Below are 24084 nucleotides of genomic sequence, written 5' to 3'. Positions count from 1 at the left end.
TATACATAACGTAAGGAATGAGGAACAGGTATGGAAGCTTTACGCTGGAACAAGCTGGTGAATAACGTGCTGGATGCAGCGGAAGAGCATCAGTTATGGGTTCCCGGGGATCGGATTGTCGTCGCAGTATCGGGCGGACCGGACTCGGTAGCTTTTTTGCATATCATGCATGAAATCAGTACCAGGCATGTCCCGCTGGAATTGATCTGCGCCCATGTACACCATGGTTTTCGGATTGAATCCGATCATGAAGCCGAGATGATGAAGGAACTTGCGCACCGACTTGGCATTGCATTTGAATGGGTTAAGGCCGACGTACCTTCTTATATGAAGCTTACCGGTCAAGGCTCTCAGGAAGCTGCGCGCAACAAAAGATATGAGTTTTTGCATGAAGTGGCTGTCAAATACGATGCGGCGAGCATTGCACTGGCCCATCATGCCGACGATCAGGCAGAGACGGTTATGCTCCATTTGCTGCGAGGAAGTGGTCTTTCCGGACTCGCAGGAATGAAGTTTAAACGGCGAGAAAAAAATGTGGAACTTATTCGTCCATGCCTTCGTATAAACAAGACAGACCTTGTAGAAGCTTGTAATACCCAGGGTTTTCTGTATTTTAATGATGAAAGCAATTCCCTGCGTAAATATCGGCGTAATGCCATTCGCTTGGATGTGCTTCCTTTTTTGGGGCAATATAATGGACAGTTGACGCCGTCTTTGAATCGACTTGCCGAAATTGTAGGCGATGAAGACGATTTCATGGAACAAGGTGCATATGACGCATACAGGTGTCTAGTGCAGGCGAACGGCGGAAGGCAAACCTTTGAGGTGCCTTCCTTTTTGAAGTTACATGTCGCTTTACAACGAAGGTTGATTAAACTAATATTGAATTATCTGCCTTTGGACAGTGATTTTGTCGACTTTACCCGTATTGAGACCATTCGCCGCAAGGTAATTCAGCCTGACGCGACGACCTGGAGCCTGGATATAGGACAGACACTCGCCTGCACCCGGGAGTATGATCTGATCTCTTTCGGCATACGGACTGACGTACAGGATCAATCTTACGAATATCGTCTTGCTCAATGGAGCGGAACTTATGAGCTTTCTCTCGCGGAAATCGACCGGCATGTTCGGATCGTTCCGATGAGTCCCGAGGACTATCATGTACCGGAATCGGCGGATCATGCCGCATTTGATGCGGATCAACTGCTTATGCCGCTGGTTGTGCGTTCAAGGTTACCTGGAGATACCATGAAAGTGATGGGATTAAACGGAAGCAAAAAGGTGAAAAATATTTTCATCGATGAGAAAATTCCCCCATCTGTCCGTTCACGGGTTCCCGTGGTATGTGATGGAGCAGGCAATGTCATTTGGTTACCGGGTGTTCGCCGGTCTAGTGTAGCTCCTGTCAGGGAGGATACTTCCGCAATCCTGTACATGACTGTAGGCGATTCAGCGATTCAGGGGTAGTGGTTATGGTTCAGGTAAGGCTTTCATATGTATAACTTAGGAGGTTCGCACAGTTGCAGAACGACATTCAGGAAGTATTGATCAGTGAAGAAGAAATTCAGAGTAAAATCAAGGAATTAGGCGCAACAATAAGTGCCGAATATGCAAATCGCAATCCTTTGGTCATTTGTGTGCTCAAGGGTGCGTTTATATTTATGGCTGATTTGGTTAAGAACATTACGGTACCTGTTGAGATGGATTTCATGGCAGTATCGAGTTATGGCGCTTCCACCAAATCATCAGGCGTTGTTAAAATCATTAAGGATCTGGATGAATCCGTCGAGGGACGCGAGGTTCTGATTGTAGAGGACATTATTGATAGTGGACTCACGCTCAGTTATCTGATCGAACTCTTGCAGAACCGCGGTGCTGAATCCGTCCGTGTGGTTACGCTATTTGACAAGCCTTCAGGTCGCAAAGTCGAACTTGAAGCTCATTACACCGGCTTTGACATTCCGGACGCATTCATCGTTGGCTATGGTTTGGATTATGCCGAGAAGTACCGGAACCTCCCTTACATCGGGATTCTGAAACCGGAAGTTTACAGCAACTAATGCTTAAGCTAGTTCCAAGCCCATATCTGTTGGTGGCTTCTGTTGAGAAGCCATGTCGGGCTATGTTAAAATAATTAAAGTGTCTCGAGAGGAGGTAGGGGATGAATCGGTTCATCCGGAATTCTGGTTTTTATTTGATTCTTTTTTTAGTTGTGGTGGGGATAGTCCAGTTCGTCAGCAATGGCGGCGAAGCCACCGATAATCCTAGATATGATCAGTTGCGCACGGCAATCAAGGCCAACAACGTCTCTGAATTGACGGTTCAATTCAACGGTCAGACGTACCTCGTGACCGGTCAATACAGAAAGATACCTGACGGGGCCAAATCAGAAAATTTCTCAACGTATATTCCTCCTACGGATGAGGCGATTAGTGAGCTTGTAGCTGCAAGCGAAACGAACAATTTTGAATATCATCAGGAACCTATGAAAGGTGACAGCATCTGGTTGACGTTGCTGACTTCCTTTATTCCTTTGATCATTATGTTCCTGCTGTTCTTCTTCCTGTTTAATCAGGCTCAAGGCGGCGGCGGTAAAGTAATGAACTTTGGTAAAAGCCGTGCTCGTCTCTATAACGAAGAGAAGAAACGGGTTACGTTTGAAGATGTTGCGGGTGCTGACGAAGAGAAACAGGAACTGGTTGAAGTCGTGGACTTCCTCAAGGACCCTCGTAAATTCGCAGCAGTAGGTGCGCGGATTCCTAAAGGCGTATTGCTTGTAGGTCCTCCGGGTACAGGTAAAACCTTACTCGCTCGTGCTGTTGCCGGTGAAGCGGGTGTACCATTCTTCAGTATTTCCGGTTCTGACTTCGTTGAAATGTTTGTCGGTGTCGGTGCATCTCGTGTACGTGACTTGTTTGAAAATGCGAAGAAAAACGCCCCATGTATCATCTTTATCGATGAGATCGATGCTGTAGGACGTCAGCGTGGTGCTGGTCTTGGTGGTGGTCACGACGAACGTGAACAAACACTCAACCAGTTGCTTGTTGAAATGGACGGATTCGGAGCCAATGAAGGTATTATCATCGTTGCTGCAACGAACCGTGCTGATATTCTGGACCCTGCCTTGCTGCGTCCAGGACGTTTTGACCGTCAAATCACGGTTGATCGCCCTGACGTGAGAGGTCGTGAAGCGGTTCTGAAAGTACACTCACGCAACAAACCACTCACCAAAGATGTGAAGCTGGACATTATTGCGAAGCGTACTACCGGATTCTCCGGTGCAGATTTGGAAAATCTCTTGAATGAAGCGGCATTGCTTGCGGCACGTCGTAATCGCAGAGATATTTCCATGCGTGAGGTAGACGAGGCGATTGACCGTGTTATCGTAGGTACGGAGAAGAAAAGCCGTGTCATCAGTGATCGTGAGAAACGTATCATTGCTTACCACGAAGCAGGTCACACCATTGTAGGTTACTTCCTGGAACATGCCGATATGGTACATAAAGTTACCATTATTCCGCGTGGACGCGCGGGTGGATATGTAATCATGTTGCCAAAAGAAGATCGTATGCTTGTAACCAAGCAGGAGCTGTTGGACAAAATAACGGGACTCCTTGGGGGCCGTGTTGCAGAAGAATTGTTCATTGGTGAAATTGGTACTGGCGCATACAGTGACTTCCAGCAAGCGACAGGTATTGTTCGAAGTATGGTTATGGAGTACGGTATGAGTGAGAAATTGGGTCCTATGCAATTCGGAAGTTCACAGGGACAGGTATTCCTGGGCCGTGATATTGGTCATGAACAGAATTACTCGGATTCCATCGCATATGAGATTGATCAGGAAATGCAACGCTTCATTAACGATTGTTACGAGAAATGTAAGGACTTGCTCGTAAAACATTCGAAAGAGATGCATCTGATCGCACAAACATTGCTCGAAGTGGAGACATTGGAAATGGATCAGATCAAGGAATTGATCGAGACAGGTTCCCTGACTCCAAAAAGTGAGAACAGCAATGATGGAGAAGGCACGCCTAGCGAAAGCGGAGAGGCGATCATCGACAACATCGGTGATGTACGCGTCCGTATCCAAGGCAAAGATGAAACGCCTGAGCCACCAGCCGGAGATATTCCTAACGAAGCTCCGAATCTGGACAAAGGAAACAGCAATGACCCGGATGATGGTGGAACGAAGCCAACGTCTTAATTTATAACAACCATCTGTTTATAGTGGCAGATGAACAAAGAGAGCCTTCGGGCTCTCTTTTTTTATATATTCCTTTAAATTGTATAGATAATGATAACGGGGAGCTATAGGGCGAACCACGTAGGAAATGGGCGGTTATGCCCTTGTTCTGGGGCGTTTTCATTTATTGACAGAGTCGTGAACGTTGTGTACATTAGGTGTTAAACCGCTTGTGATTCGTTTCTCAAGCGAAAATAACGACTTGGATTTGCCATATGAAACAGCGTATAAGGCTGTCCCGATAAGGAGAGGATCACAGGTGGAAGCTCTGGCTTTAGAGCGCAAGGCTGAGATGAACCGGGAGCTGCGCGAGCGGCTGATGGAGTTGAAGAAGGAACGTAATGCCATTATTCTTGCCCATTATTATCAACGTGACGAGGTACAGGAGGTCGCTGATTTCCGGGGAGATTCGTTTTTGCTGGCCCAGAAGGCGGCACAAACCGATGCGGATGTTATCGTTTTCTGCGGGGTTCATTTTATGGGTGAAAGCGCTAAAATTCTTGCCCCTAACAAAACGGTTATCATCCCCGACGAGCGTGCAGGCTGCCCAATGGCAGACATGGTGAACGTTGAAGGCTTACGTAAATTGAAAGCACAGCACCCGAATGCCAAAGTTGTAACGTACATCAATTCTTCAGCTGAGATCAAGGCAGAGACCGACATCTGTTGTACATCGGCCAATGCTGTCAGAGTCATTCAATCTGTTGATTCCGATGAAATCATCTGGGTACCGGATAAAAATCTGGGACATTATGTGCAACAACATACAGACAAGAAAATGATTATCTGGGAAGGTTACTGCAATACCCATGATATGCTGACGGTCAAAGACGTGGTTGAGATGAGAGCGAAGCATCCAAATGCCGAGTTCGTTGTTCACCCGGAATGTCGTCCTGAGGTTGTAGAGATGGGTGACTTCGTAGGTAGCACAACCGCCATTCTGGAATATTGTAAGAATTCGTCCGCTAAAGAATTTATCGTAGGTACCGAGGATGGTACAGGATACCAACTGCGTCTCGATAGCCCGGATAAACAATTCCACTTTGCTACCAAGTTCCTCGTATGCCCGAACATGAAGGTCAACAACTTGAAAAAGCTGGTTAAATGTCTGGAAACGATGAAGCCGCAAATTTACGTACCGCCAGCGGTTGCCGACAAAGCCAGAGAATCACTAGAGCGCATGTTACTGGTGAAGTAGCATGCGCTACTCTTGCTCCAAGACAGGTGAAATAACATGATACCGCAATATTTAGTGGATTTTGATCTGTCCGCGCTGCCGATGGTGGAGACGGATGTGCTGGTTATTGGTTCGGGCATTGCTGGTTTGTTTACTGCGATCAAGGCGAGTGAACAACGCAGTGTGTTGATGATCACGAAGAAGTCGTTACTGGATAGTAACACCCGGTATGCGCAGGGAGGAATCGCTGCGGTTATTGCTGAGGATGATTCACCTGCCTACCATTTGCAGGATACACTTGTTGCAGGAGCGGGATTATGCCGCTCCGAAGCAGTCGAAGCATTGGTGAACGAGGGCCCGGACGGAGTGAAAGAACTGATTCGACTGGGTACTTTGTTTGATCTGGAGAACGGCGAGTTGGCGTTGACGCAGGAAGGTGCGCACAGCCACCGCCGTATTTTGCATGCCAATGGGGATGCAACGGGATATGAGATTGTGCGTGCACTGGCTGCACAGGCGAATGAACATCCGGGGATTGAAGTGTGGGATGAGCATTTTGTCATTGACCTGATTACAGAGCAGGGAGAATGTGTAGGTGCGCTGGTTCAGAAGGCTGACGGCTCACAAGTATTTGTGAAGGCAGAGGCAACCGTACTATGCTCTGGCGGAGCTGGACAATTGTATCGATATACGACTAATCCGGAAGTGGCTACAGCAGATGGTGTGGCGATGGCCTATCGTGCCGGGGCAGTTGTCCGGGACATGGAGTTTATTCAATTTCACCCGACCTCCCTTTGTTATCCGGGAGCACCACGTTTCCTGGTGTCCGAGGCGGTACGTGGCGAAGGAGCCTATTTGCGTAATGTGAAAGGCGAGCGCTTCATGGAACGGTATCATGCACAGCTTGAACTGGCACCACGTGATATCGTCGCGCGGGCAATTGTCAGTGAGATGGAATCGACAAACAGCACCTTTGTATATTTGGATATCACTCATGAACCGGCGGAGATGATTAAGCATCGGTTTCCTACTATTTATGAGACCTGTATGCGATACGGACTGGATATGACCACAGACTGGATTCCGGTTGCTCCTGCTGCACATTACATGATGGGCGGAGTGAAGACGGATCTCAGTGGGGAGAGCAGCATTGGCCGGTTATTTGCCTGCGGTGAGGTATCTTCTACTGGAGTACATGGAGCCAATCGCCTGGCGAGCAACTCTCTGTCTGAAGCAATCGTATTTGGCCGGAGAATCGTGGATCGTATTCAATCCCTTCCTCCGCTTGCTTCACTCCAGACAAATATTCCCACATTAACAACTATTCGCAGGATCATAAAGGAAGAGCAGAAGCCGGTGTCCGAAAGACGCTTGCGTCTGCAAAAAATGATGGTGCGTCAAGTGGGGCTGCGCCGGAATGGCGCTAACCTGCAAGCAGCAATAGAGAAACTGCAACAAGAACTGCAATTTTTTGATCAGAAGTTTACTCACAAAGAAGAGATGGAATATGCCAACCTTTTGACCTGTGCCTGGTTGGTTACCACTGGAGCATTACACCGCGAGGAAAGTCGGGGAGCCCACTACCGTGAGGATTTCCCGCAGCGTGACGATGCCGTATGGCAGAAGCATAGTCTGCAGCAGCGAGAACAAGCGATTGTGGAGGAATTGATGTCATGATACTGAACGGATATAATGAAGGACTCATCGAATCAATCAAAAACTGGCTTCGTGAGGATATTGGTGCAGGGGATGTCACAACAAATGTGACGATTCCCGCTGGCAGTCAGTCCAAGGCCGTTATACATGCCAAAGACAATGGAATCATTGCAGGAATTACGGTAGCAGAACTCGTGTTTCAGGTAGTGGATCCTGGTCTTGCGTTCACACCAATGGTAAAAGACGGTGATGCAGTTACACATGGTACGATTCTGGCTGAGGTAGAAGGAAGCACACATAGCTTGCTGACAGGAGAGCGTCTGGCTCTTAACCTGCTTCAGCGCATGTCTGGTATCGCTACCCGTACACGTACTTATGTTGACGCGCTGGAAGGCCTTTCTACACGACTGGTCGATACTCGTAAAACAACACCGGGACACCGCTTGCTTGAAAAATATGCAGTGCGGGTTGGTGGCGGAGCAAATCATCGGTTCGGTCTCTATGATGCCGTCATGATTAAGGATAACCACATCAAGGGCGCAGGCGGGATCACTGAAGCGGTACAGCGTGCGCGAGCCGTCATTCCGCATACAATGACCATTGAAGTAGAGACCGAAAACATGGAACAGGTCAGAGAAGCCTTGCAGGCTGGGTCAGATATCATTATGCTGGATAACATGCACCCAGATCGGATGCGTGAGGCCGTCGCTCTTATTCGTGAGCAGGCTCCGCATGTGAAAGTTGAGGCATCGGGCAACGTCTCGCTAAATACCATTCGTGGTATTGCAGAGAGCGGAGTGGATGTAATTTCAGTTGGCAGGTTAACCTACTCTTTTGAGAGCCTGGATATCAGCCTGGATTTAAACGAAAAGAAAGAGGGGTGAACCTCTTTGATTCTTGTGGTAGACGTGGGCAACAGCAATATCGTACTCGGCGTGTATCAAGGCCGGGAGTTGCTCCACCATTTTCGCCTGAGTACATCCCGGCAGTCGACAGTGGATGAATACGGCGTATTGATTTATAATTTATTTCATATGTCGGGGATTTCAACACGCGACATTGAAGGTGTGATCATCTCATCCGTGGTTCCACCACTAGTGAATGTGATTGAAGCCATGTGTGAGAAATACGTAGGCAAAAAACCGCTACTCGTTGGGCCTGGTATTCGAACCGGCCTGAACCTGCGGTATGAGAATCCTCGTGAAGTTGGCGCGGATCGCATTGTTAATGCAGTAGCAGCCGTTGAGAAGTATGGCGGCCCTCTCGTTGTGGTCGATTTTGGTACAGCGACTACATTTGACTGTATTGACGAGAAAGGAAATTATCTGGGCGGGGCTATCGTACCCGGCATCCATATTGCAACCGAAGCACTCTATGAACGAGCGTCCAAGCTACCTCGTATTGAATTGGAGAAGCCCAAGAAAGTCATTGGTCGCAACACCATTCATGCGATGCAGGCCGGCATTATATTTGGTTATGCAGGACAGGTGGACGGCATTGTGGAGCGTATTCGCGAGGAAATGGGAGCCAAGCCTAGAGTCATTGCAACCGGAGGCCTTGCCAAGCTGATTGCAGAAGAAACACGCAGCATCGATGAAGTGGATCCGCTGCTTACGCTTGAAGGGCTGCGTATCGTTTATGAGCGGAACCGGGAAAGGTAAGAACAGAGACGGCAAACAGCGGGCTGAGGTTACAGTCTTATATGTTATGCCGTTTTTTCTATAACTGGCGATTACGCCAAAGGAGGCTGAATGACTTGGAAAACAACAACAAACAAGACCGGTTAATTCGCGGTACAGCAATGAACGGACGGGTTAGGGCCTTTGCTGTTCAAACGACGGAACTGGTTGAGGAATTGCGCAGAAGACATGATACGTTTCCCACGGCTACAGCAGCTATGGGGCGTACGGTTACAGCAGCATCCATTATGGGGGCTATGCTTAAGGGAGAAGAGAAGCTGACAATTCAAGTCAAAGGCGACGGCCCCATTGGACAGATTGTTGCCGATGCTAATGCGAAGGGTGAAGTTCGTGGCTATGTAAGCAATCCGCATGTACATCTGCCGAGCAACAGTATGGGCAAACTGGACGTTGCTGGCGCAGTCGGAACAGAGGGATTCGTGAACGTAACGAAGGATTTGGGGCTGAAAGAGCCTTATCGCGGCAGTGTGCCGATTATTTCAGGGGAACTTGGCGAAGACTTTACGTACTATTTTGCCAAATCGGAGCAGACGCCTTCTGCTGTAGGCGTTGGTGTACTAGTGGATACCGATAATTCGGTTATTGTAGCCGGTGGATTCATTGTACAGTTGCTTCCAGGTTTGATGGATGATGAGATTACGGTGATTGAAAATGCCATTGGTACAATGCCGCCAGTGACGTCTCTGTTGGCTGAGGGGCTTGAACTGGAAGCACTGCTTCGTCGCGTACTGCCTGATGTACAGGTCATGGACGAAATGGATATTCATTTCCACTGTGAGTGTTCACGTGAGCGGGTAGAGAAAACGTTGATCAGTCTGGGTCAATCCGAAATGGAACAATTGATTGAGGAAGAAGGCCAGGCTGAAGTGGTCTGCCAATTCTGCAATGAGGCTTACGATTTCAACAAGGAACAACTTGAAACCATCCTAGAGCAAGCCAAGAACTGATTTTATGCGGGGACGGGACGCGGAATGACAAGACAGGAAAAAGGGTTATGGACGGCTGTAATTGTCTTGACGCTTGGAATGCTGGTGATGGGTTCGGTTATGGTTGTGCAAGGCTTACGAAATGGACGTGAAGGAGCAGATTCGCCTCAGGATACCAATCAAGAAGAGGGAAATGCGGTAGCAACGATCAATGGGGAGGTCATCACCGACAAGGAATGGACCGAGGCATTGAAACGGCGCTATGGCAGTGAATTGCTGCTTCAGATGCTCAATCGTAAAGCTGTATATGCAGAAGCGCTCGATCGTAATCTGACGGTGACTCCCAAAGAAATTGCGAAGGAACTTGCCGCGGCCATGGATGGATATGATTCGGAGAAGGCATATTTTGACGAGACGCAGTCCCAACTGGGTTTATCCAGGCAAGATCTTGAGTTGGAGGCAGGATACCGACTTCTGCTTGAGAAAATCGCGACGAGCGGTATACAGATCAAGGATGCAGATATTGAGCATTATTGGAACGAACACCATGAAGACTATGTTTCCCCAGAAAAATATGATCTGTCTATCATTGTATTGAAGGAAGAGGAACAGGCTGAATCAGTCCTGGATGCGCTCGACAAGGGAGCAGACTTTGAAGAAACTGCGCGTAATGAATCGACGGACACTTACTCCCGTGATGCGGGTGGTCGTCTGGGATGGGTTGAGCAGAACGATCCGTTTCAGTCCGAAGCGATCCTCAAACTTGCAGCTCAACTGGACGTTGGCGATATTGCAGGGCCGGTGAAGGTGGAAGAAGGATACGCCATCATTAAAATGAATGACAAACAAGAGCGTCAGGTGCAACCTGCAGAAGAGGTTCGCGAAGAAATTCGGATGCAGCTTGCTCTCAGCCAGGCTGATCCCCTGCCCCAGGTGGAGGAAAGGCTGCGAAGCAAGTATGAAGCTGTCATCATCGCTGAAATTCCGGCATCCTGATTATCCTGCAAACGAATGTCCTACTGCATCTTGATAAAAATACTCTGTCTACGGCCTTAGGGCCCAGGGCGGAGTATTTTTTTGAGTACTCATATTGACAATAGGGTGTAACGTTGATAAGATAAAAATAATCAAAAACCTACTCATTTACTCGGAATAAAACCATTTATATGAACAAAGAAATCTTCGAAAACCCAGGTTCTGTCCGATTTATTGCAGACGGAATGAACTCAGGCGGATTTCCGAAGTTCTTCTATAACATCTAGAGGCTGCTCGGCCACACATGTATATGGCAACAGGACTTAAGTAGTATTCATCCCACTAAGGAGGGCATTCATATGGCTAAAGTAGTTAATAACGTAACAGAACTTATCGGAGGTACTCCGCTTGTTCGTCTGAACCGTATCGTACCTGAAGGCAGTGCTGAAGTATTCGTGAAACTGGAATACCAGAATCCAGGTTCAAGCGTCAAAGACCGTATCGCGATTAGCATCGTGGAAGAAGCGGAAAAAGAAGGCAAGCTGAAACCGGGTGATACCATTATCGAAGCAACAAGTGGTAACACAGGAATTGGACTGGCTATGGTGGCTGCAGCCAAAGGCTATAAGTCTGTTATTGTTATGCCGGAAACGATGAGCATGGAGCGTCGTAACCTGCTTCGCGCCTATGGAGCTGAGCTTGTGCTCACACCGGGAGCCGAAGGTATGAATGGTGCAGTTAAAAAAGCTGAGGAATTGCTTAAGGAAAATCCATCTTATTTCATGGCTGAGCAATTTAAAAATAAAGCTAACGTGAAGATCCACCGTGAAACGACTGGCCCTGAGATTGTTGAAGCCATTCAATCTGTAGGCGGTACGTTGGATGCTTTCGTTGCAGGAATCGGTACAGGCGGAACGATTACAGGTACAGGTGAAGTATTGAAGGAATCATACCCTGGGATTAAAATCGTTGCCGTTGAACCGGCAGCTTCGCCAATCTTGGCAGGTGGCAAACCGGGTCCTCACAAAATTCAAGGGATCGGTGCTAACTTTATTCCTGAGATTCTTGATCAGGAAATCTATGACGAGATCATTCACATCGAGAATGATGATGCGTTCGAGACGGCTCGTCAGGTAGCGAAGGAAGAAGGTATTCTATCCGGTATTTCTTCCGGTGCAGCCATCCGCGCAGGTCTGCAAGTGGCTAAACAGTTGGGTGCAGGCAAACGCGTTGTCGTGATCGTTCCAAGTAACGGCGAACGTTACCTCAGTACGCCACTTTACAACTTCGAAGCTTAAGCCTAACAAGTGATGAAACAAATCCTCCTTGCCCGCATGCCGGGTGTGGAGGATTTTTTGCTGAATGCTTTTAAAAGCAGCGGCGCTTTAGTATACTATCAGACAATAGAACTAGTGACAGATGGAGGGCGGCAAACCGCAATGACACACCTGATGACAACATACGCCGACTGGACAGAGTGGGCCGGAAAAGGTTGGACCATGATGCCGTATATGATTAAGTCGGATAAGGGACCGTATCATGGCGGTTTACCGTTAACGTGGGAAGCAGCCTGGCAGCAGGCGTCACCCTATGCAATGGTGTTGGAGAATGGTAAAGGCGGAAGGTATACCTTTCTGGGATTAAACCCGGTATCCGTTATCTCCGGCAAGGGCAACGAAGCTGTTATTCATGATCTTATTCAAGGCGGTACCCGAACGGACGGTGGTAAACCACTTGAAGTATTAAAAAGGTGGGCTGCGCCATACAGGGCACCAAAGGTGAGCGGGGCTCCAGACTTTGGTGGTGGATGTGCAGGCTATCTAAGCTATGACGTAGCCAGATCCCTGGAAAAGCTGCCAACCTTGGCAGAAGATAACCCGGCACTTCCGGATTATTGGTGGATGCGATTTGAAGAAATATGGGCGTATGATCATGAACAGCAGGCGCTGTTCTGCATGGTTCATCTGGCTGTACAGCCGGATCAGGATGAAGCTCAGCTTCGCAAGCTGTACGCAGAAGCAGAAGAGCGAGCAGCAGCCATGCAGCAGCGATGGCTGCATATTCTGGGCTTTGCCCAGGCGGAAGAGCAGCAGCAGGCATTGGAGCATCGCCATAGCCACATTCATCTCACTGCGCAATCAGCGGATTCGGAGCGGGAAACGGAAGGATGGCACACCTCCTTTCCTCAAGAGGACTTTGAGCAGGCGGTACGTACAGTGCAGGAATATATCCGGCAGGGGGATGTGTTTCAAGTGAATCTGTCCTTGCGGCAGGAAAAACGTCTCAAGTCCAGTGCAGAGCACATCTATGAATGGCTTCGTCTAGTAAATCCCTCTCCCTACATGGGATTGCTGCGTAGTCCGGATTTCCAACTGGTGAGCGGTTCGCCTGAATTGCTAGTCAAAGTGGATCATGGCAAGGTGAGTGCTCGTCCGATCGCAGGAACAAGGAGAAGAGGCCGGGATGAAGCTGAGGATGAGTTGATGGCCGCTGAGCTGCTGAACAGTGAGAAGGAGCGGGCAGAACATATTATGCTGGTCGATCTGGAGCGGAATGATATCGGACGAATTGCAGCTTATGGATCAGTGCATGTGCCTGAACTGATGACGATCGAGAAGTATTCGCATGTTATGCATCTGGTGTCTCAAGTTGAGGGAACGCTGGCCGAGGGACTATCCGTATTTGATGTAATCGCAGCTACGTTCCCAGGTGGAACGATTACGGGTGCACCCAAAGTTCGCACCATGGAAATCATTGAAGAACTGGAGCCTGTGCGTCGTGGACCGTATACAGGATCGATTGGGTGGCTGGACTACAGTGGCAATATGGAATTGAACATCATCATTCGTACACTTTCCATTAAAGATGGAGTGGGATATGTACAGGCAGGAGCAGGTATCGTTATTGACTCCGATCCATATCGGGAATATAAGGAGTGCCGGAACAAAGCAAGAGCCATGATGAGGGCTGTGAATTACAGCGAGGAAGCTGAAGCCGTTAAATTAAAATAATCAAGCAGCCGTCCCCTGTGTGGACGGAAGAACAGGAGGAACAACGATATGATACTGGTTATCGACAATTATGATTCCTTCACGTACAACCTGGTTCAATATCTGGGTGAACTGGGGGAGACGGTGGAAGTTCGCCGTAACGATGAAATTGATCTGGCAGGCATCGAGGCATTGGCACCTGATCATATTTTGATCTCACCCGGTCCTTGTACTCCGAATGAGGCAGGCATTAGTCTGGCGGTCATTGATCAATTCAAGGGTAGTATTCCGATCTTTGGCGTATGTCTGGGACATCAGGCGATTGGACAGGCTTTCGGAGGTAATGTTATTCGTGCGGACCGCATGATGCATGGCAAAACATCGGAGATGCACCATAACGGAACATCCGTATTTACCGGATTACCATCTCCCTTTACGGCAACGCGGTATCACTCTCTGATCGTGGAGCGCAGCAGTCTGCCAGATTGTCTGGAGATTACGGCCGAGACGGCGGAAGGCGAGATTATGGGCTTGCGTCACAAGGAATATGCGATTGAAGGTGTTCAGTTCCATCCCGAATCCATCATTACGGATCACGGTCATCAAATGCTGCGTAACTTCCTGTCTCAGCAGGTAAAGGTATAGAGATGAAATATGCCGCGATAAACGGAGAATTGGTCAATATGGCGGCAGCCGTGGTTCCGGTGACGGATCACGGCTTTTTGTACGGACTCGGATTGTTCGAGACGTTTCGAACGTATCAGGGAGTTCCTTTTCTGCTGGAACGTCATTTGGAGCGGATGGCTGCAGGGTGTCGTGAACTGGGCATTCCTTTCACAGCAACAGCAGCGGAGGTAACGGAATGGATCAAAAGTGTGCTGCTTGCTAACGAACTCCAGGATGCCTATGTGCGATATACGGTATCTGCGGGCGAAGCCCCGCTGGGGCTACCTTCGGGGGATTATGTGAAACCCAATCATATCGTATTGGCAAAAGCACTACCTGGACCCTCTCCATCTCTATATGAAAATGGTAAAATGCTTCAACGTCTGTCGACGCCCCGTAACACGCCTGAAGGAGAAGTGCGGTTCAAATCGCTGCATTACATGAACAGCATCTTGGCGAAACGGGAACTGAACGGATACGGGCAGCATGTACAAAGTGCGGAAGGTCTGCAATTAACTCGAGATGGCTACATAGCTGAGGGGATTGTCAGTAATGTGTTCTGGGTGAGACAGGGCGTACTCTACACGCCTTCACTTGCGACTGGCATTTTGCCGGGAATCACCAGAGCCGTTGTACTGGAGCTTGCAGTTCACCAAGGAATACCTTGCCAGGAAGGATTGTTCCCTTGGGAGGAGCTGTTACAGGCAGATGAGATCTTTTTGACAGGCTCTGTTGCTGAACTCGTTCCAGTTACTACGTTGAGGGATCAGGATGGAACAGAAACAGTAATCAGCAGCGGACATATAGGCCCGGTTACAGAAACGCTTCTGGGTATGTACCGGCAGAAAGCGGGGTATACTTCATGACACTTACACCAGTCATTTATGAACGGAATTATGCGTGGGGGCCAGCAGAGCTAAAACTTGGTACACGTACACTTATTATGGGCATTCTGAATGTCACACCGGACTCCTTCTCGGATGGGGGGCGTTATAACAGTGTGGAGCGAGCGGTGGCTCACGCCATTCAGATGATGGAAGACGGCGCGGATCTCATTGATATTGGCGGGGAATCTACACGTCCAGGTTCAGATATCGTTGGCGCTGATGAAGAGCTCAGCCGGATCATTCCGGTCATTGAAGCACTGCGGCAGCAGGCTCCACATATTCCGATATCGGTAGACACCTATAAAGCGGATGTCGCTCGCCAGGCTATTCAGGCTGGAGCGCACATCATCAATGATGTGTGGGGTGCCAAGGCTGACCCGGAGATGGCACGCACTGCGGCAGAACTGGGATGTCCTCTGATCCTAATGCACAACCGGCAAGAACGAGACTATACCAACTATTTGGTTGATGTAGTCCGTAATCTTGAGGAGAGTATACAGATTGCGCTAGAGGCCGGAGTACATCCCGATCAGATTATTCTGGACCCGGGCATTGGCTTCGTGAAAGATCTGAACGAAAACCTAGTGCTCATGTCATCGCTCGGGTTGCTCAATGAGATGGGCTATCCCGTTCTGCTTGCCACCTCGCGTAAAAGGTTCATCCAGAACACCTTACAGGTACAGGCGGATGATGCGCTGGAGGGTACAGCCGCTACGGTTGCTTTTGGCATAGCCCAAGGATGCCAGATGGTCCGGGTCCATGATGTGAAGCCGATTCGGCGCACGGTGGACATGTGTGATGCCATGTTGTATGCATCTCCAGGCTTGCGGAGGAAATGATGCTGGCGGGTCAAGTGACCCGTGCAGTGGAAGCGCAGCGTTTTGCAATAAGAACAAACATCGAACCATGAATTCATTATATATAGAGGGCAGGCGGAACTTATGGATAGAATGGTAATGCATCGAATGGAGTATTACGGATATCACGGCGTATTTGCCGAGGAACGGAAGCTGGGGGCGCGTTATTATATTGATTTGGAGATCGATATGGATCTGGGTGAGGCTGGGCGTAACGATGATTTAACCAAAACCATTAATTATGCGGAGATCCATGAGCTGGTCAAACAGATCGTTGAAAATAAATCATTCCAGTTAATTGAAGCTTTGGGCGAACATATTGCATCTTCTTTACTAGACACTTATACTATTATCAATGCACTGACAGTCAAGGTGACGAAGCCGCATCCGCCTTTCGATATTCATTTTGGGGGCGTAACTGTAGAGCTTCGCCGCACAAGAAAGTGAGAACCGATCATGATTGCACATTCGACCTCTGAATCTTCAGAGGCTTATATTGCTTTAGGGGCTAATTTGGGTGACCGGGAACAGACGCTGCTTGAGGCGTTAACGTTGCTGGATGCACATCCTCATATATCTGTCTTGCGCTGTTCTGCGCTATATGAAACGGAGCCGGTAGGTTATGTGGACCAGCCAGCGTTTCTGAATATGGCAACTGCGGTACAGACTATACTTTTGCCGGAGCAGCTGCTCACGGAACTGCTGGATATTGAAACACGGCTTGGGCGGGTTCGTGATATCCGTTGGGGCCCTCGTACAGTCGATTTGGATCTGCTTTGGATGGATGGAGAGACGAGTGATACCGACCGGCTGCAATTACCACATCCACGGATGGGTGAACGGGCGTTTGTATTGGTGCCACTGGCTGATATCGTAACCGAAGATGAGCATTCAGGTTTGTATACCTTTGTACAATCATCGTTGTCTGTACTGGATGGAAAGGATGGAATACAGCTTTGGAAAACGTGCAATTGGCCAATCGAATCCGGGCTTTCCGGAAGCTGAAAGGTTTAACACAACAGGAACTCGCTGCTGAGACGGGCATATCGCTGGCCATTCTGGGTATGATTGAACGAGGCAACCGCAAGGTAGTTGAACGGGAGCTGAATCTAATTGCCGGGGTGCTGTCGATCAGCATTGAGGAGTTACAGGGGAACTAAGGTCGCTTTTTACTAATAAGAAAATATCGTCATTATTCGTTTATTTTATACAAACTAAAACACAACCAGGATTCATGCAAGAGTCGGATTTAAAAAGGAGTGGAACGACTACCATGCTTAAAATTGGTGACATTGAAATGAAAAACCAGGTTGTACTTGCGCCGATGGCTGGCGTGTGTAATCCGGCTTTTCGTCTGATCGCAAAAGAATTTGGAACAGGCCTCGTATGTGCGGAGATGGTTAGTGGCAAAGCCATCGTGCATGGTAACAAGCGTACACGTGAGATGTTATTTGTAGATGAGCGTGAGAAACCGCTGAGCCTGCAAATTTGGGGGGGAGATCGTCAAGCCCTCGTAGAAGCAGCCAAAATTGTGGACAAAGAAACCAATGCTGACATCATCGACATCAACATGGGATGCCCTGTGCCAAAAGTGACGAGCTGTGATGCAGGTGCACGCTGGTTGCTTGATCCGAACAAAATTTATGAAATGGTATCTGCTGTTGTGGACGCTGTAGATAAGCCCGTTACAGTCAAGATGCGGATCGGCTGGGATAACGAGCATATCTACGTAGTTGAGAATGCACTTGCGGTTGAACGTGCTGGCGGACAAGCGGTAAGTGTTCACGGCCGTACACGTGAGCAGCTCTACACAGGCACAGCGGACTGGTCACACATCAAAAATGTCAAAGAGGCTGTCTCCATCCCGGTTATCGGGAACGGAGATGTATCTTCACCGGAAGATGCCCGTCGTATGTTGGATGAAACGGGTTGTGACGGAGTTATGATCGGTCGTGCCGCCCTGGGTAACCCATGGATGTTGTATCGGACCATTCAATACTTGAGTTCCGGGGAACTGCTTCCTGACCCGAATGGGGAAGAGAAGATTCGGGTTGCCATATTGCATATGGACCGTCTGATAGCACTGAAGGGTGAGGCTGTTGCTGTTCGCGAGATGCGTAAACACCTGGCTTGGTATCTGAAAGGTCTGAAAGGATCTGCCCGTATCAAAGACGTTATTATGGAAGAAACCAAACGTGATGAGATGGTGCACATTCTGGAGAACTTTGTAGGCCAGCTGCATATGGAAGGCAATCTGGAGTCAGAACCAGCACTAGCCGAAAATGCATCCTGATCTCCTGCTGTAAAACGTTTACAGCTATAGGGGGCGTAACATTGACTTTTCGAGACCGTTACCCTATAATTTCACAGTATAAATTCGCCATGTGCGTCATAAGGCTAGTGCATCAGGAGGAACGTTCTGTTTCTCCGGAGAACTTCATATAGTTTTGAAGATGTATGCGGGCGGAGCTCTGTAAACAGCACTGGTTCCGTTGCCGTGCAATCAAATTATTCCCATGACAGGAGAATCGGTTGAGATGAGCGATAAGGAAGTTATCCTTACACCAGAGGGTCTTAAGAAGCTTGAAGAAGAACTGGAAATGCTGAAATCAGTGAAGCGCCGCGAAGTGGCTGAACGGATTAAGGTAGCCATCGGGTATGGAGATATTAGTGAAAACTCCGAATACGAAGACGCGAAGAACGAACAGGCTTTCATTGAAGGCCGCGTTATTACGTTGGAGAAATTGCTTCGGAACGCACGGATTATCAACAGCGACGAGATCGATACCGAAGCTGTAAGCGTGGGTGCAACAGTCACTGTAGAAGATCTGGAATTCGGTGATATCACGGAATATACGATTGTAGGTTCTGCGGAGTCCAATCCGCTGCAAAACAAAATATCGAACGAAAGCCCTGTTGGCAAAGCCATTCTGGGCAAGAAAAAAGGTACGGTTGTTGATGTAAGTGTGCCTGCTGGCGTAATTCAATATAAAATTGTAGACATCAAAAAGTAATATAAGCAATGAAGCAGTCGGGTACAGAGACAAAAGCTTCCTTAGGGAAGCTTTTTTCAACATTTGAGGCAGAATACCTCTGAAGATGCCTGCAATGTAAATAAGGAGATGAATATAGATCATGACGGATGAAGTCTTGAATCAGGAAACCGAAACCGAACTAAGTGAGCTTTTACAAATTCGCCGCGACAAATTGGACGAGCTCCGCAAATTGGGGATCGACCCTTTTGGCCAAAAATACGTACGTACGGAAGAAGCCGGCTCCATTCTGAAGAAGTATGAAGAACTGACCAAGGAAGAGCTGGAAGAGAAGCACATCGAAGTCAGTATTGCCGGACGGATTATGGCGAAGCGGGGAATGGGTAAAGCGAGCTTTGCACATATTCAGGACCTGAGCGGCAGAATCCAGATCTATGTTCGTCAGGATACTGTACCGGAAGACAAATACGCCGCGTTCAGCCTGCTCGATTTAGGGGATATTGTAGGTGTCTCTGGGGTAATCTTCAAAACCAAGACAGGTGAAACTTCGGTTAAAGTTCAAAATCTCGAAGTATTGTCCAAGTCACTTTACCCACTTCCGGATAAATATCATGGACTCGCGGATGTAGAGCTGCGTTACCGCCAGCGCTATGTTGACCTGATTATGAATCGTGAGGTGCAGCAGACCTTCATTACTCGTTCCAAAATCATTCAGTCGATGCGCCGTTACCTAGATTCTCTGGGCTATCTGGAAGTCGAAACTCCGACGCTGCACACCATCGCTGGTGGTGCCGCTGCGCGTCCATTCATCACGCATCATAATGCGCTTGATATGGAATTGTACATGCGGATTGCGATTGAGCTTCACCTGAAACGTCTGATTGTAGGCGGTCTGGAGAAGGTATATGAGATCGGCCGTGTATACCGTAATGAAGGGATGTCGACACGTCATAACCCTGAGTTCACAATGATTGAACTTTATGAGGCATATGCCGATTATCAGGATATTATGCGTTTGACTGAGAATCTTGTTGCTCACATCGCACAGGAAGTGCTTGGTACGCAAGTTATCCAATATGCAGACTATCAAGTGGATCTTACACCACAATGGCGCCGTGTAACGATGGTAGACGCGGTTAAGGAAGTTGTAGGCGTGGACTTCTCCGTGCACATGACGAACGAGGAAGCTCATCGTTTGGCGAAAGAACATAAAGTTCCGGTTGAAAAGCATATGACATTTGGTCATATTCTGAATGCATTCTTCGAACATTTTGTAGAAGAGACATTGATTCAACCAACCTTTATTATGGGGCACCCGGTTGAGATTTCTCCGCTGGCGAAGAAGAGCGATTCAGATCCACGTTTCACGGACCGCTTCGAGCTGTTTATCGTTGGACGTGAGCATGCAAATGCATTTACGGAGCTGAATGATCCAATCGATCAACGTCAGCGCTTTGAGGCACAATTGCTGGAGAAAGAACACGGGAACGACGAAGCACACGAAATGGATGATGATTTCATCCGTGCGCTCGAATATGGTATGCCACCAACAGGTGGACTGGGGATCGGTATTGACCGTCTGATCATGTTGTTGACCAACTCGCCGTCTATTCGTGACGTACTGCTCTTCCCGCATATGCGTCCTCGTACACAGGATTAAATAAGGAACGTTTAACTCGTTCATAATAGAAGAGGAACCTGCCGTTCAGTATGATGCTGGTGGCAAGTTCCTCTTTAGGTTTACATAGGCATCGAAGTGACAGATTCGTCGAAACAACATGTCTTACCAAAGTGTGGTGACAGAATTTGTTCGCCTACCTGCTTGTATTATGTTAAAAGAGGTGCCCTCCATGAAGTTTAGGCTTCACATTGCTAAATTCCTATCACCCCCATTGATTCTGGTTGGTGGTTTTATGCTTATTATCATGATCGGTACGATTCTGCTCATGTTACCTATCTCCAATCAAAGCGGCGAGCATTTGGCGTTTATTGATGCGCTTTTTACTTCTACCTCTGCTGCATGTGTAACCGGGCTGGTCGTTGTGGATGTAGGGACGACTTTCAACCTGTTTGGTCAAATCGTGATTATGGTGCTTATGCAGCTAGGTGGACTTGGCTTCATGACCATCGCAACGTTGTTTGCATTAGTATTGGGTAAGCGTATCTCGCTAAAGGACAGGCTTCTGCTGAAAGAGGCTATCAACGCTGACAGTATGGAAGGCATTGTACGTATTATCCGCAAAGTGCTCATTTTTTCGTTTACCATTGAAGGGGTGGCTGCTGTTATATTGGCACTACGCTGGGCAACGGAGATGCCCTTTTGGCAGGCGGTATACTATGGGGCGTTTCACTCGGTTTCATTATTTAATAATGGTGGTTTCGATCTGTTTGGCAACAGTTTTCAGTATTATACAGGGGACTGGTTGTTTAACCTGACAGCTTCCGTGCTGGTTGTATCGGGTGGACTCGGCTTTGTGGTGCTGAATGATTTGTTTGAGTTCCGCAAGCGCCGTCGCTTATCGTTGCAGTCCAAACTGGTATTGTCCGTATCAGGTGCACTGATTGGTATTGGAGCAATTGTACTGTTTGTATTTGAGTTCACCAATGGACACACACTGGCGTCTCTAAGTTGGAGTGAAAAGATATACGCCTCGTTCTTCCAATCGGTCTCTACACGTTCGTCGGGTACGAGCACCATTGATATTACCGAGATGAGGCAGGCCACTCAGTTCTTCTTCATTCTGTTGATGTTCATTGGGGCATCTCCGGGATCAACCGGGGGTGGGATCAAGACGACAACGTTCCTGATCATGATTGGAGCGGTGTATGCCATGATTCGTGGCAATAAAGATATTGTATTTTTCCGTCAGCGTGTTCCGAAAGATTTGCTGATGAGAGCATTGACGATTATTATGGTTTCCTTGATCATATTCATGGTTGTAGTAATGCTACTACTTACCACAGAGGATGCACCGTTCCTTTCACTTATGTTTGAAGCGGCCTCGGCGATTGGGACAGTAGGTCTGTCGGTGGGAGTAACACATGAATTAACGGTATGGGGAAAAGTGATTATCGCCTTCACGATGTTTATCGGACGTATTGGACCACTAACCATTGCATACGCGCTTCGTCCGCGCAAAGAGAAAAAGCTGTATCGCCATCCGGAGGGCCGGATTATTATTGGATAAAAAGAAAAACCGTCACGCATCTAGGACTAACCCTATCATGGAATAGGTTAGTTACAACTAATGCCTGACGGTTTTTTTGTTTCATAGAAGCAATTACTTGTTTCTTGCTGGTACGAAGGATTGAGCTGTATTTAATTATGGGATCGAATGTTATTCTGCATCCCGGCATAACGTTGCAAGATGTGTGGTAAGGATGTTCTCCATAATCTTGGTGTTCATCTGGTCAGGACGAAGAATCGCATGAATACCCAAACCGTCGACCAGTGCGTACAGCCTTTCAATTTCCAGTTCCTTGTCGATGTCTGTTCGGCAGAGATTGAGTTCCATGAGGTAGGTGATAACTTTAGCCATCGCGTGTCTGAGTTCATCATATACTTTGTCGGCATGCTCTTTGAGAACAGGGTCAGTCTTGGACTTGGCTGTAAAAGCGTACCACACCTCCATTTCGGCCATTTTTTCATCCGTACTTGGCAAGAGTTCTAACAACAGAAGCTTCATATTCTCCAAAGGAGATGCATCAAAGGAAATCTGTGTGATTCGATTCGATACACGTTCGGATACCAGATTCATTGCGTATAGGAGTAGTTCTGATTGGGTTGAAAAGTAGTGGCGCATAGACCCGGCCGATATTCCAGCTTCTACCGCAATATTTCGAACGGAGGCCTGTTCCATGCCATCTCTTCGGATGACACGCCAAGCCGCTTCGGCTACGAGCAGACGTTGTTTATCGTGATCAACTATTTTAGGCATAAAAAGATTATATCATTGTTGATTATTATAATACAAACGTGTTAAATTATATTTAATACATTCGTATTATAAAAGGAGTGGATCGTTTGATTGCCTATTTTATTATTGGATGTGAGATTGCCTTCTGGGTATTTGTCGCTTCAGGTCTAAGTGTGCGTTATCTGTTTGGGATGAAACGGACAGGGGTCGCGCTGTTAATGGCAACGCCCATTGTGGATGTTCTTCTTATGGTAGCGACGGTGATGGATCTTCAACGGGGTGCTACGGCAAGTATGGTTCACGGCATTGCAGCTATATATATAGGTGTGAGTATTGCTTATGGTCATCAGATGATCGCTTGGGCTGATCGTTATTTCCTTTACTGGTTTAAGGGAGGGGATAATCCTCGGAGCAGCAAGGTGTATGGTAGCGAGCATGCTAGTCGTGAAAGAGTGGGATGGCTTAGACATCTATTGGCTTGGGGCATAGGTAGCTTGTTCTTGCTCGCGATGATCTGGTGGATTGGGGATACGGAGCGTACTGCGGCATTTTCTAATCTCATAAGAGTATGGGGGATTATACTGGGGATCGATTTTATAATCAGCTTCAGTTATAGCTTATGGCCGCGAAAGATGCCTGTGGAGAAATTGAAGTAACATATAATCGGATAGGGCGGGAGGAACATGCGGATTATCCATGGAGGAAAGGTGAATCACATGTTCTGGGAAGAGAGTGTTTAATAAGGATTGAAGGGATCTTAAATAACTCCGGCATTAAGTGAATAGCTATACGAGAGACTGAATATAATTTATTGAAAATAAAGCTTGCGTTCCGAATCTCTACATGGTATATTCTAATTCCGGCCAAGAAAACATGAGAAACAAGGTGCGGCAAGCGAATGAAATAAGCTTCGAAAGAAACTTAAAAAAAGAGCTTGCAAAGTTGGTTCGGATGTGATAAGATATAAAAGTTGCTGAGGTGAACAACACACGGCAGTGAAACAAGTTTGATCTTTGAAAACTGAACAACGAGTGAGTAACGATCTTGCTTGCAAGATCGACGCTGAGAAATCGGTACACGTCTTCGGACTG

General features: G+C 47.8%; 23 protein-coding genes. 22 read left to right on the top strand and 1 reads right to left on the bottom strand.

Going from position 1 to position 24084, the window contains the following annotated elements:
• The first annotated feature begins 30 nt into the window (after positions 1–30).
• The 21 genes from tilS to BLS14_RS30675 all read left to right on the top strand — a co-directional run bounded on the left by tilS (position 31) and on the right by BLS14_RS30675 (position 22264).
• Entirely contained in the window at positions 31–1470 is a 1440-nt protein-coding gene (tilS, locus tag BLS14_RS30775; RefSeq protein ID WP_063567557.1) for a tRNA lysidine(34) synthetase TilS, read from the top strand.
• A 53-nt stretch (positions 1471–1523) separates the two neighbouring features.
• Entirely contained in the window at positions 1524–2063 is a 540-nt protein-coding gene (gene hpt, locus BLS14_RS30770) for a hypoxanthine phosphoribosyltransferase (protein WP_024633729.1), read from the top strand.
• Between the two features lie 101 nt (positions 2064–2164).
• Complete coding sequence (gene ftsH / locus BLS14_RS30765; protein WP_063567558.1) at positions 2165–4210, top strand: ATP-dependent zinc metalloprotease FtsH; 2046 nt, start codon at positions 2165–2167, stop codon at positions 4208–4210.
• A gap of 298 nt (positions 4211–4508) precedes the next feature.
• Positions 4509–5447, top strand: a complete 939-nt coding sequence (gene nadA / locus BLS14_RS30760; protein ID WP_024633731.1) for a quinolinate synthase NadA — start codon at positions 4509–4511, stop codon at positions 5445–5447.
• Positions 5448–5483: 36 nt separating this feature from the next.
• Complete coding sequence (gene nadB / locus BLS14_RS30755) at positions 5484–7103, top strand: L-aspartate oxidase (protein WP_090955697.1); 1620 nt, start codon at positions 5484–5486, stop codon at positions 7101–7103.
• Positions 7100–7966: a carboxylating nicotinate-nucleotide diphosphorylase gene (nadC, locus tag BLS14_RS30750; RefSeq protein ID WP_090955694.1), complete on the top strand. Its 867-nt coding sequence runs from the start codon at positions 7100–7102 to the stop codon at positions 7964–7966. Before nadB ends, nadC begins: the two co-directional genes overlap by 4 nt.
• Positions 7967–7972: 6 nt before the next feature.
• Complete coding sequence (locus BLS14_RS30745; protein WP_072735831.1) at positions 7973–8743, top strand: type III pantothenate kinase; 771 nt, start codon at positions 7973–7975, stop codon at positions 8741–8743.
• A gap of 95 nt (positions 8744–8838) precedes the next feature.
• Positions 8839–9729 (top strand): Hsp33 family molecular chaperone HslO, encoded by an 891-nt coding sequence (hslO, locus tag BLS14_RS30740; RefSeq protein ID WP_072735832.1) that lies wholly within the window; start codon positions 8839–8841, stop codon positions 9727–9729.
• 24 nt (positions 9730–9753) lie between these two features.
• On the top strand, positions 9754–10704 hold the full coding sequence (locus tag BLS14_RS30735) for a peptidyl-prolyl cis-trans isomerase (protein WP_072735833.1): 951 nt from the start codon (positions 9754–9756) through the stop codon (positions 10702–10704).
• A 338-nt stretch (positions 10705–11042) separates the two neighbouring features.
• The gene (gene cysK / locus BLS14_RS30730; protein ID WP_063567563.1) at positions 11043–11981 is read left to right on the top strand and encodes a cysteine synthase A; all 939 of its coding nucleotides are present in this window, start codon (positions 11043–11045) and stop codon (positions 11979–11981) included.
• Positions 11982–12122: 141 nt separating this feature from the next.
• Positions 12123–13694: an anthranilate synthase component I family protein gene (locus tag BLS14_RS30725; protein WP_079697643.1), complete on the top strand. Its 1572-nt coding sequence runs from the start codon at positions 12123–12125 to the stop codon at positions 13692–13694.
• Between the two features lie 48 nt (positions 13695–13742).
• Positions 13743–14318 (top strand): aminodeoxychorismate/anthranilate synthase component II, encoded by a 576-nt coding sequence (gene pabA / locus BLS14_RS30720; RefSeq protein WP_063567564.1) that lies wholly within the window; start codon positions 13743–13745, stop codon positions 14316–14318.
• Positions 14319–14320: 2 nt separating this feature from the next.
• On the top strand, positions 14321–15205 hold the full coding sequence (locus BLS14_RS30715; RefSeq protein ID WP_090955692.1) for an aminotransferase class IV: 885 nt from the start codon (positions 14321–14323) through the stop codon (positions 15203–15205).
• A complete protein-coding gene (gene folP / locus BLS14_RS30710) occupies positions 15202–16065 on the top strand; it encodes a dihydropteroate synthase (RefSeq protein WP_090955690.1) in 864 nt (287 codons plus the stop codon). Before BLS14_RS30715 ends, folP begins: the two co-directional genes overlap by 4 nt.
• A 102-nt stretch (positions 16066–16167) precedes the next feature.
• Complete coding sequence (folB, locus tag BLS14_RS30705; RefSeq protein ID WP_053778905.1) at positions 16168–16530, top strand: dihydroneopterin aldolase; 363 nt, start codon at positions 16168–16170, stop codon at positions 16528–16530.
• Between the two features lie 9 nt (positions 16531–16539).
• On the top strand, positions 16540–17088 hold the full coding sequence (gene folK / locus BLS14_RS30700) for a 2-amino-4-hydroxy-6-hydroxymethyldihydropteridine diphosphokinase (RefSeq protein ID WP_072735836.1): 549 nt from the start codon (positions 16540–16542) through the stop codon (positions 17086–17088).
• A complete protein-coding gene (locus BLS14_RS30695; RefSeq protein WP_063568397.1) occupies positions 17040–17243 on the top strand; it encodes a helix-turn-helix domain-containing protein in 204 nt (67 codons plus the stop codon). The genes folK and BLS14_RS30695 overlap by 49 nt, the downstream gene beginning before the upstream one ends.
• 113 nt (positions 17244–17356) lie before the next feature.
• Complete coding sequence (gene dusB, locus BLS14_RS30690; RefSeq protein WP_090811973.1) at positions 17357–18376, top strand: tRNA dihydrouridine synthase DusB; 1020 nt, start codon at positions 17357–17359, stop codon at positions 18374–18376.
• Positions 18377–18620: 244 nt separating this feature from the next.
• Positions 18621–19097 carry a transcription elongation factor GreA gene (greA, locus tag BLS14_RS30685; RefSeq protein ID WP_053778901.1) on the top strand — a complete coding sequence of 159 codons (477 nt, stop codon included), beginning with the start codon at positions 18621–18623 and terminating at the stop codon, positions 19095–19097.
• A gap of 121 nt (positions 19098–19218) precedes the next feature.
• Positions 19219–20736: a lysine--tRNA ligase gene (gene lysS, locus BLS14_RS30680; RefSeq protein WP_072735838.1), complete on the top strand. Its 1518-nt coding sequence runs from the start codon at positions 19219–19221 to the stop codon at positions 20734–20736.
• Positions 20737–20926: 190 nt separating this feature from the next.
• A complete protein-coding gene (locus BLS14_RS30675; protein ID WP_063568394.1) occupies positions 20927–22264 on the top strand; it encodes a TrkH family potassium uptake protein in 1338 nt (445 codons plus the stop codon).
• Between the two features lie 150 nt (positions 22265–22414).
• On the opposite strand, the gene BLS14_RS30670 is transcribed toward BLS14_RS30675, so the two are convergent.
• Positions 22415–23014: a TetR/AcrR family transcriptional regulator gene (locus BLS14_RS30670; RefSeq protein WP_063568393.1), complete on the bottom strand. Its 600-nt coding sequence runs from the start codon at positions 23012–23014 to the stop codon at positions 22415–22417.
• 77 nt (positions 23015–23091) lie between these two features.
• Here BLS14_RS30670 and BLS14_RS30665 point away from each other — a divergent pair, with 77 nt between their 5' ends.
• Positions 23092–23649, top strand: coding sequence for a hypothetical protein (locus BLS14_RS30665; protein WP_342671838.1), 558 nt, complete (start codon positions 23092–23094; stop codon positions 23647–23649).
• Positions 23650–24084 lie beyond the last annotated feature (435 nt).

It is taken from the genome of Paenibacillus sp. OK060 (assembly GCF_900101205.1).
Classification (GTDB): Bacteria; Bacillota; Bacilli; order Paenibacillales; family Paenibacillaceae; genus Paenibacillus; species Paenibacillus marchantiae.
Note: the sequence above shows the minus strand (reverse complement) of the source record. Positions and strands in the feature narration are given on the sequence as shown.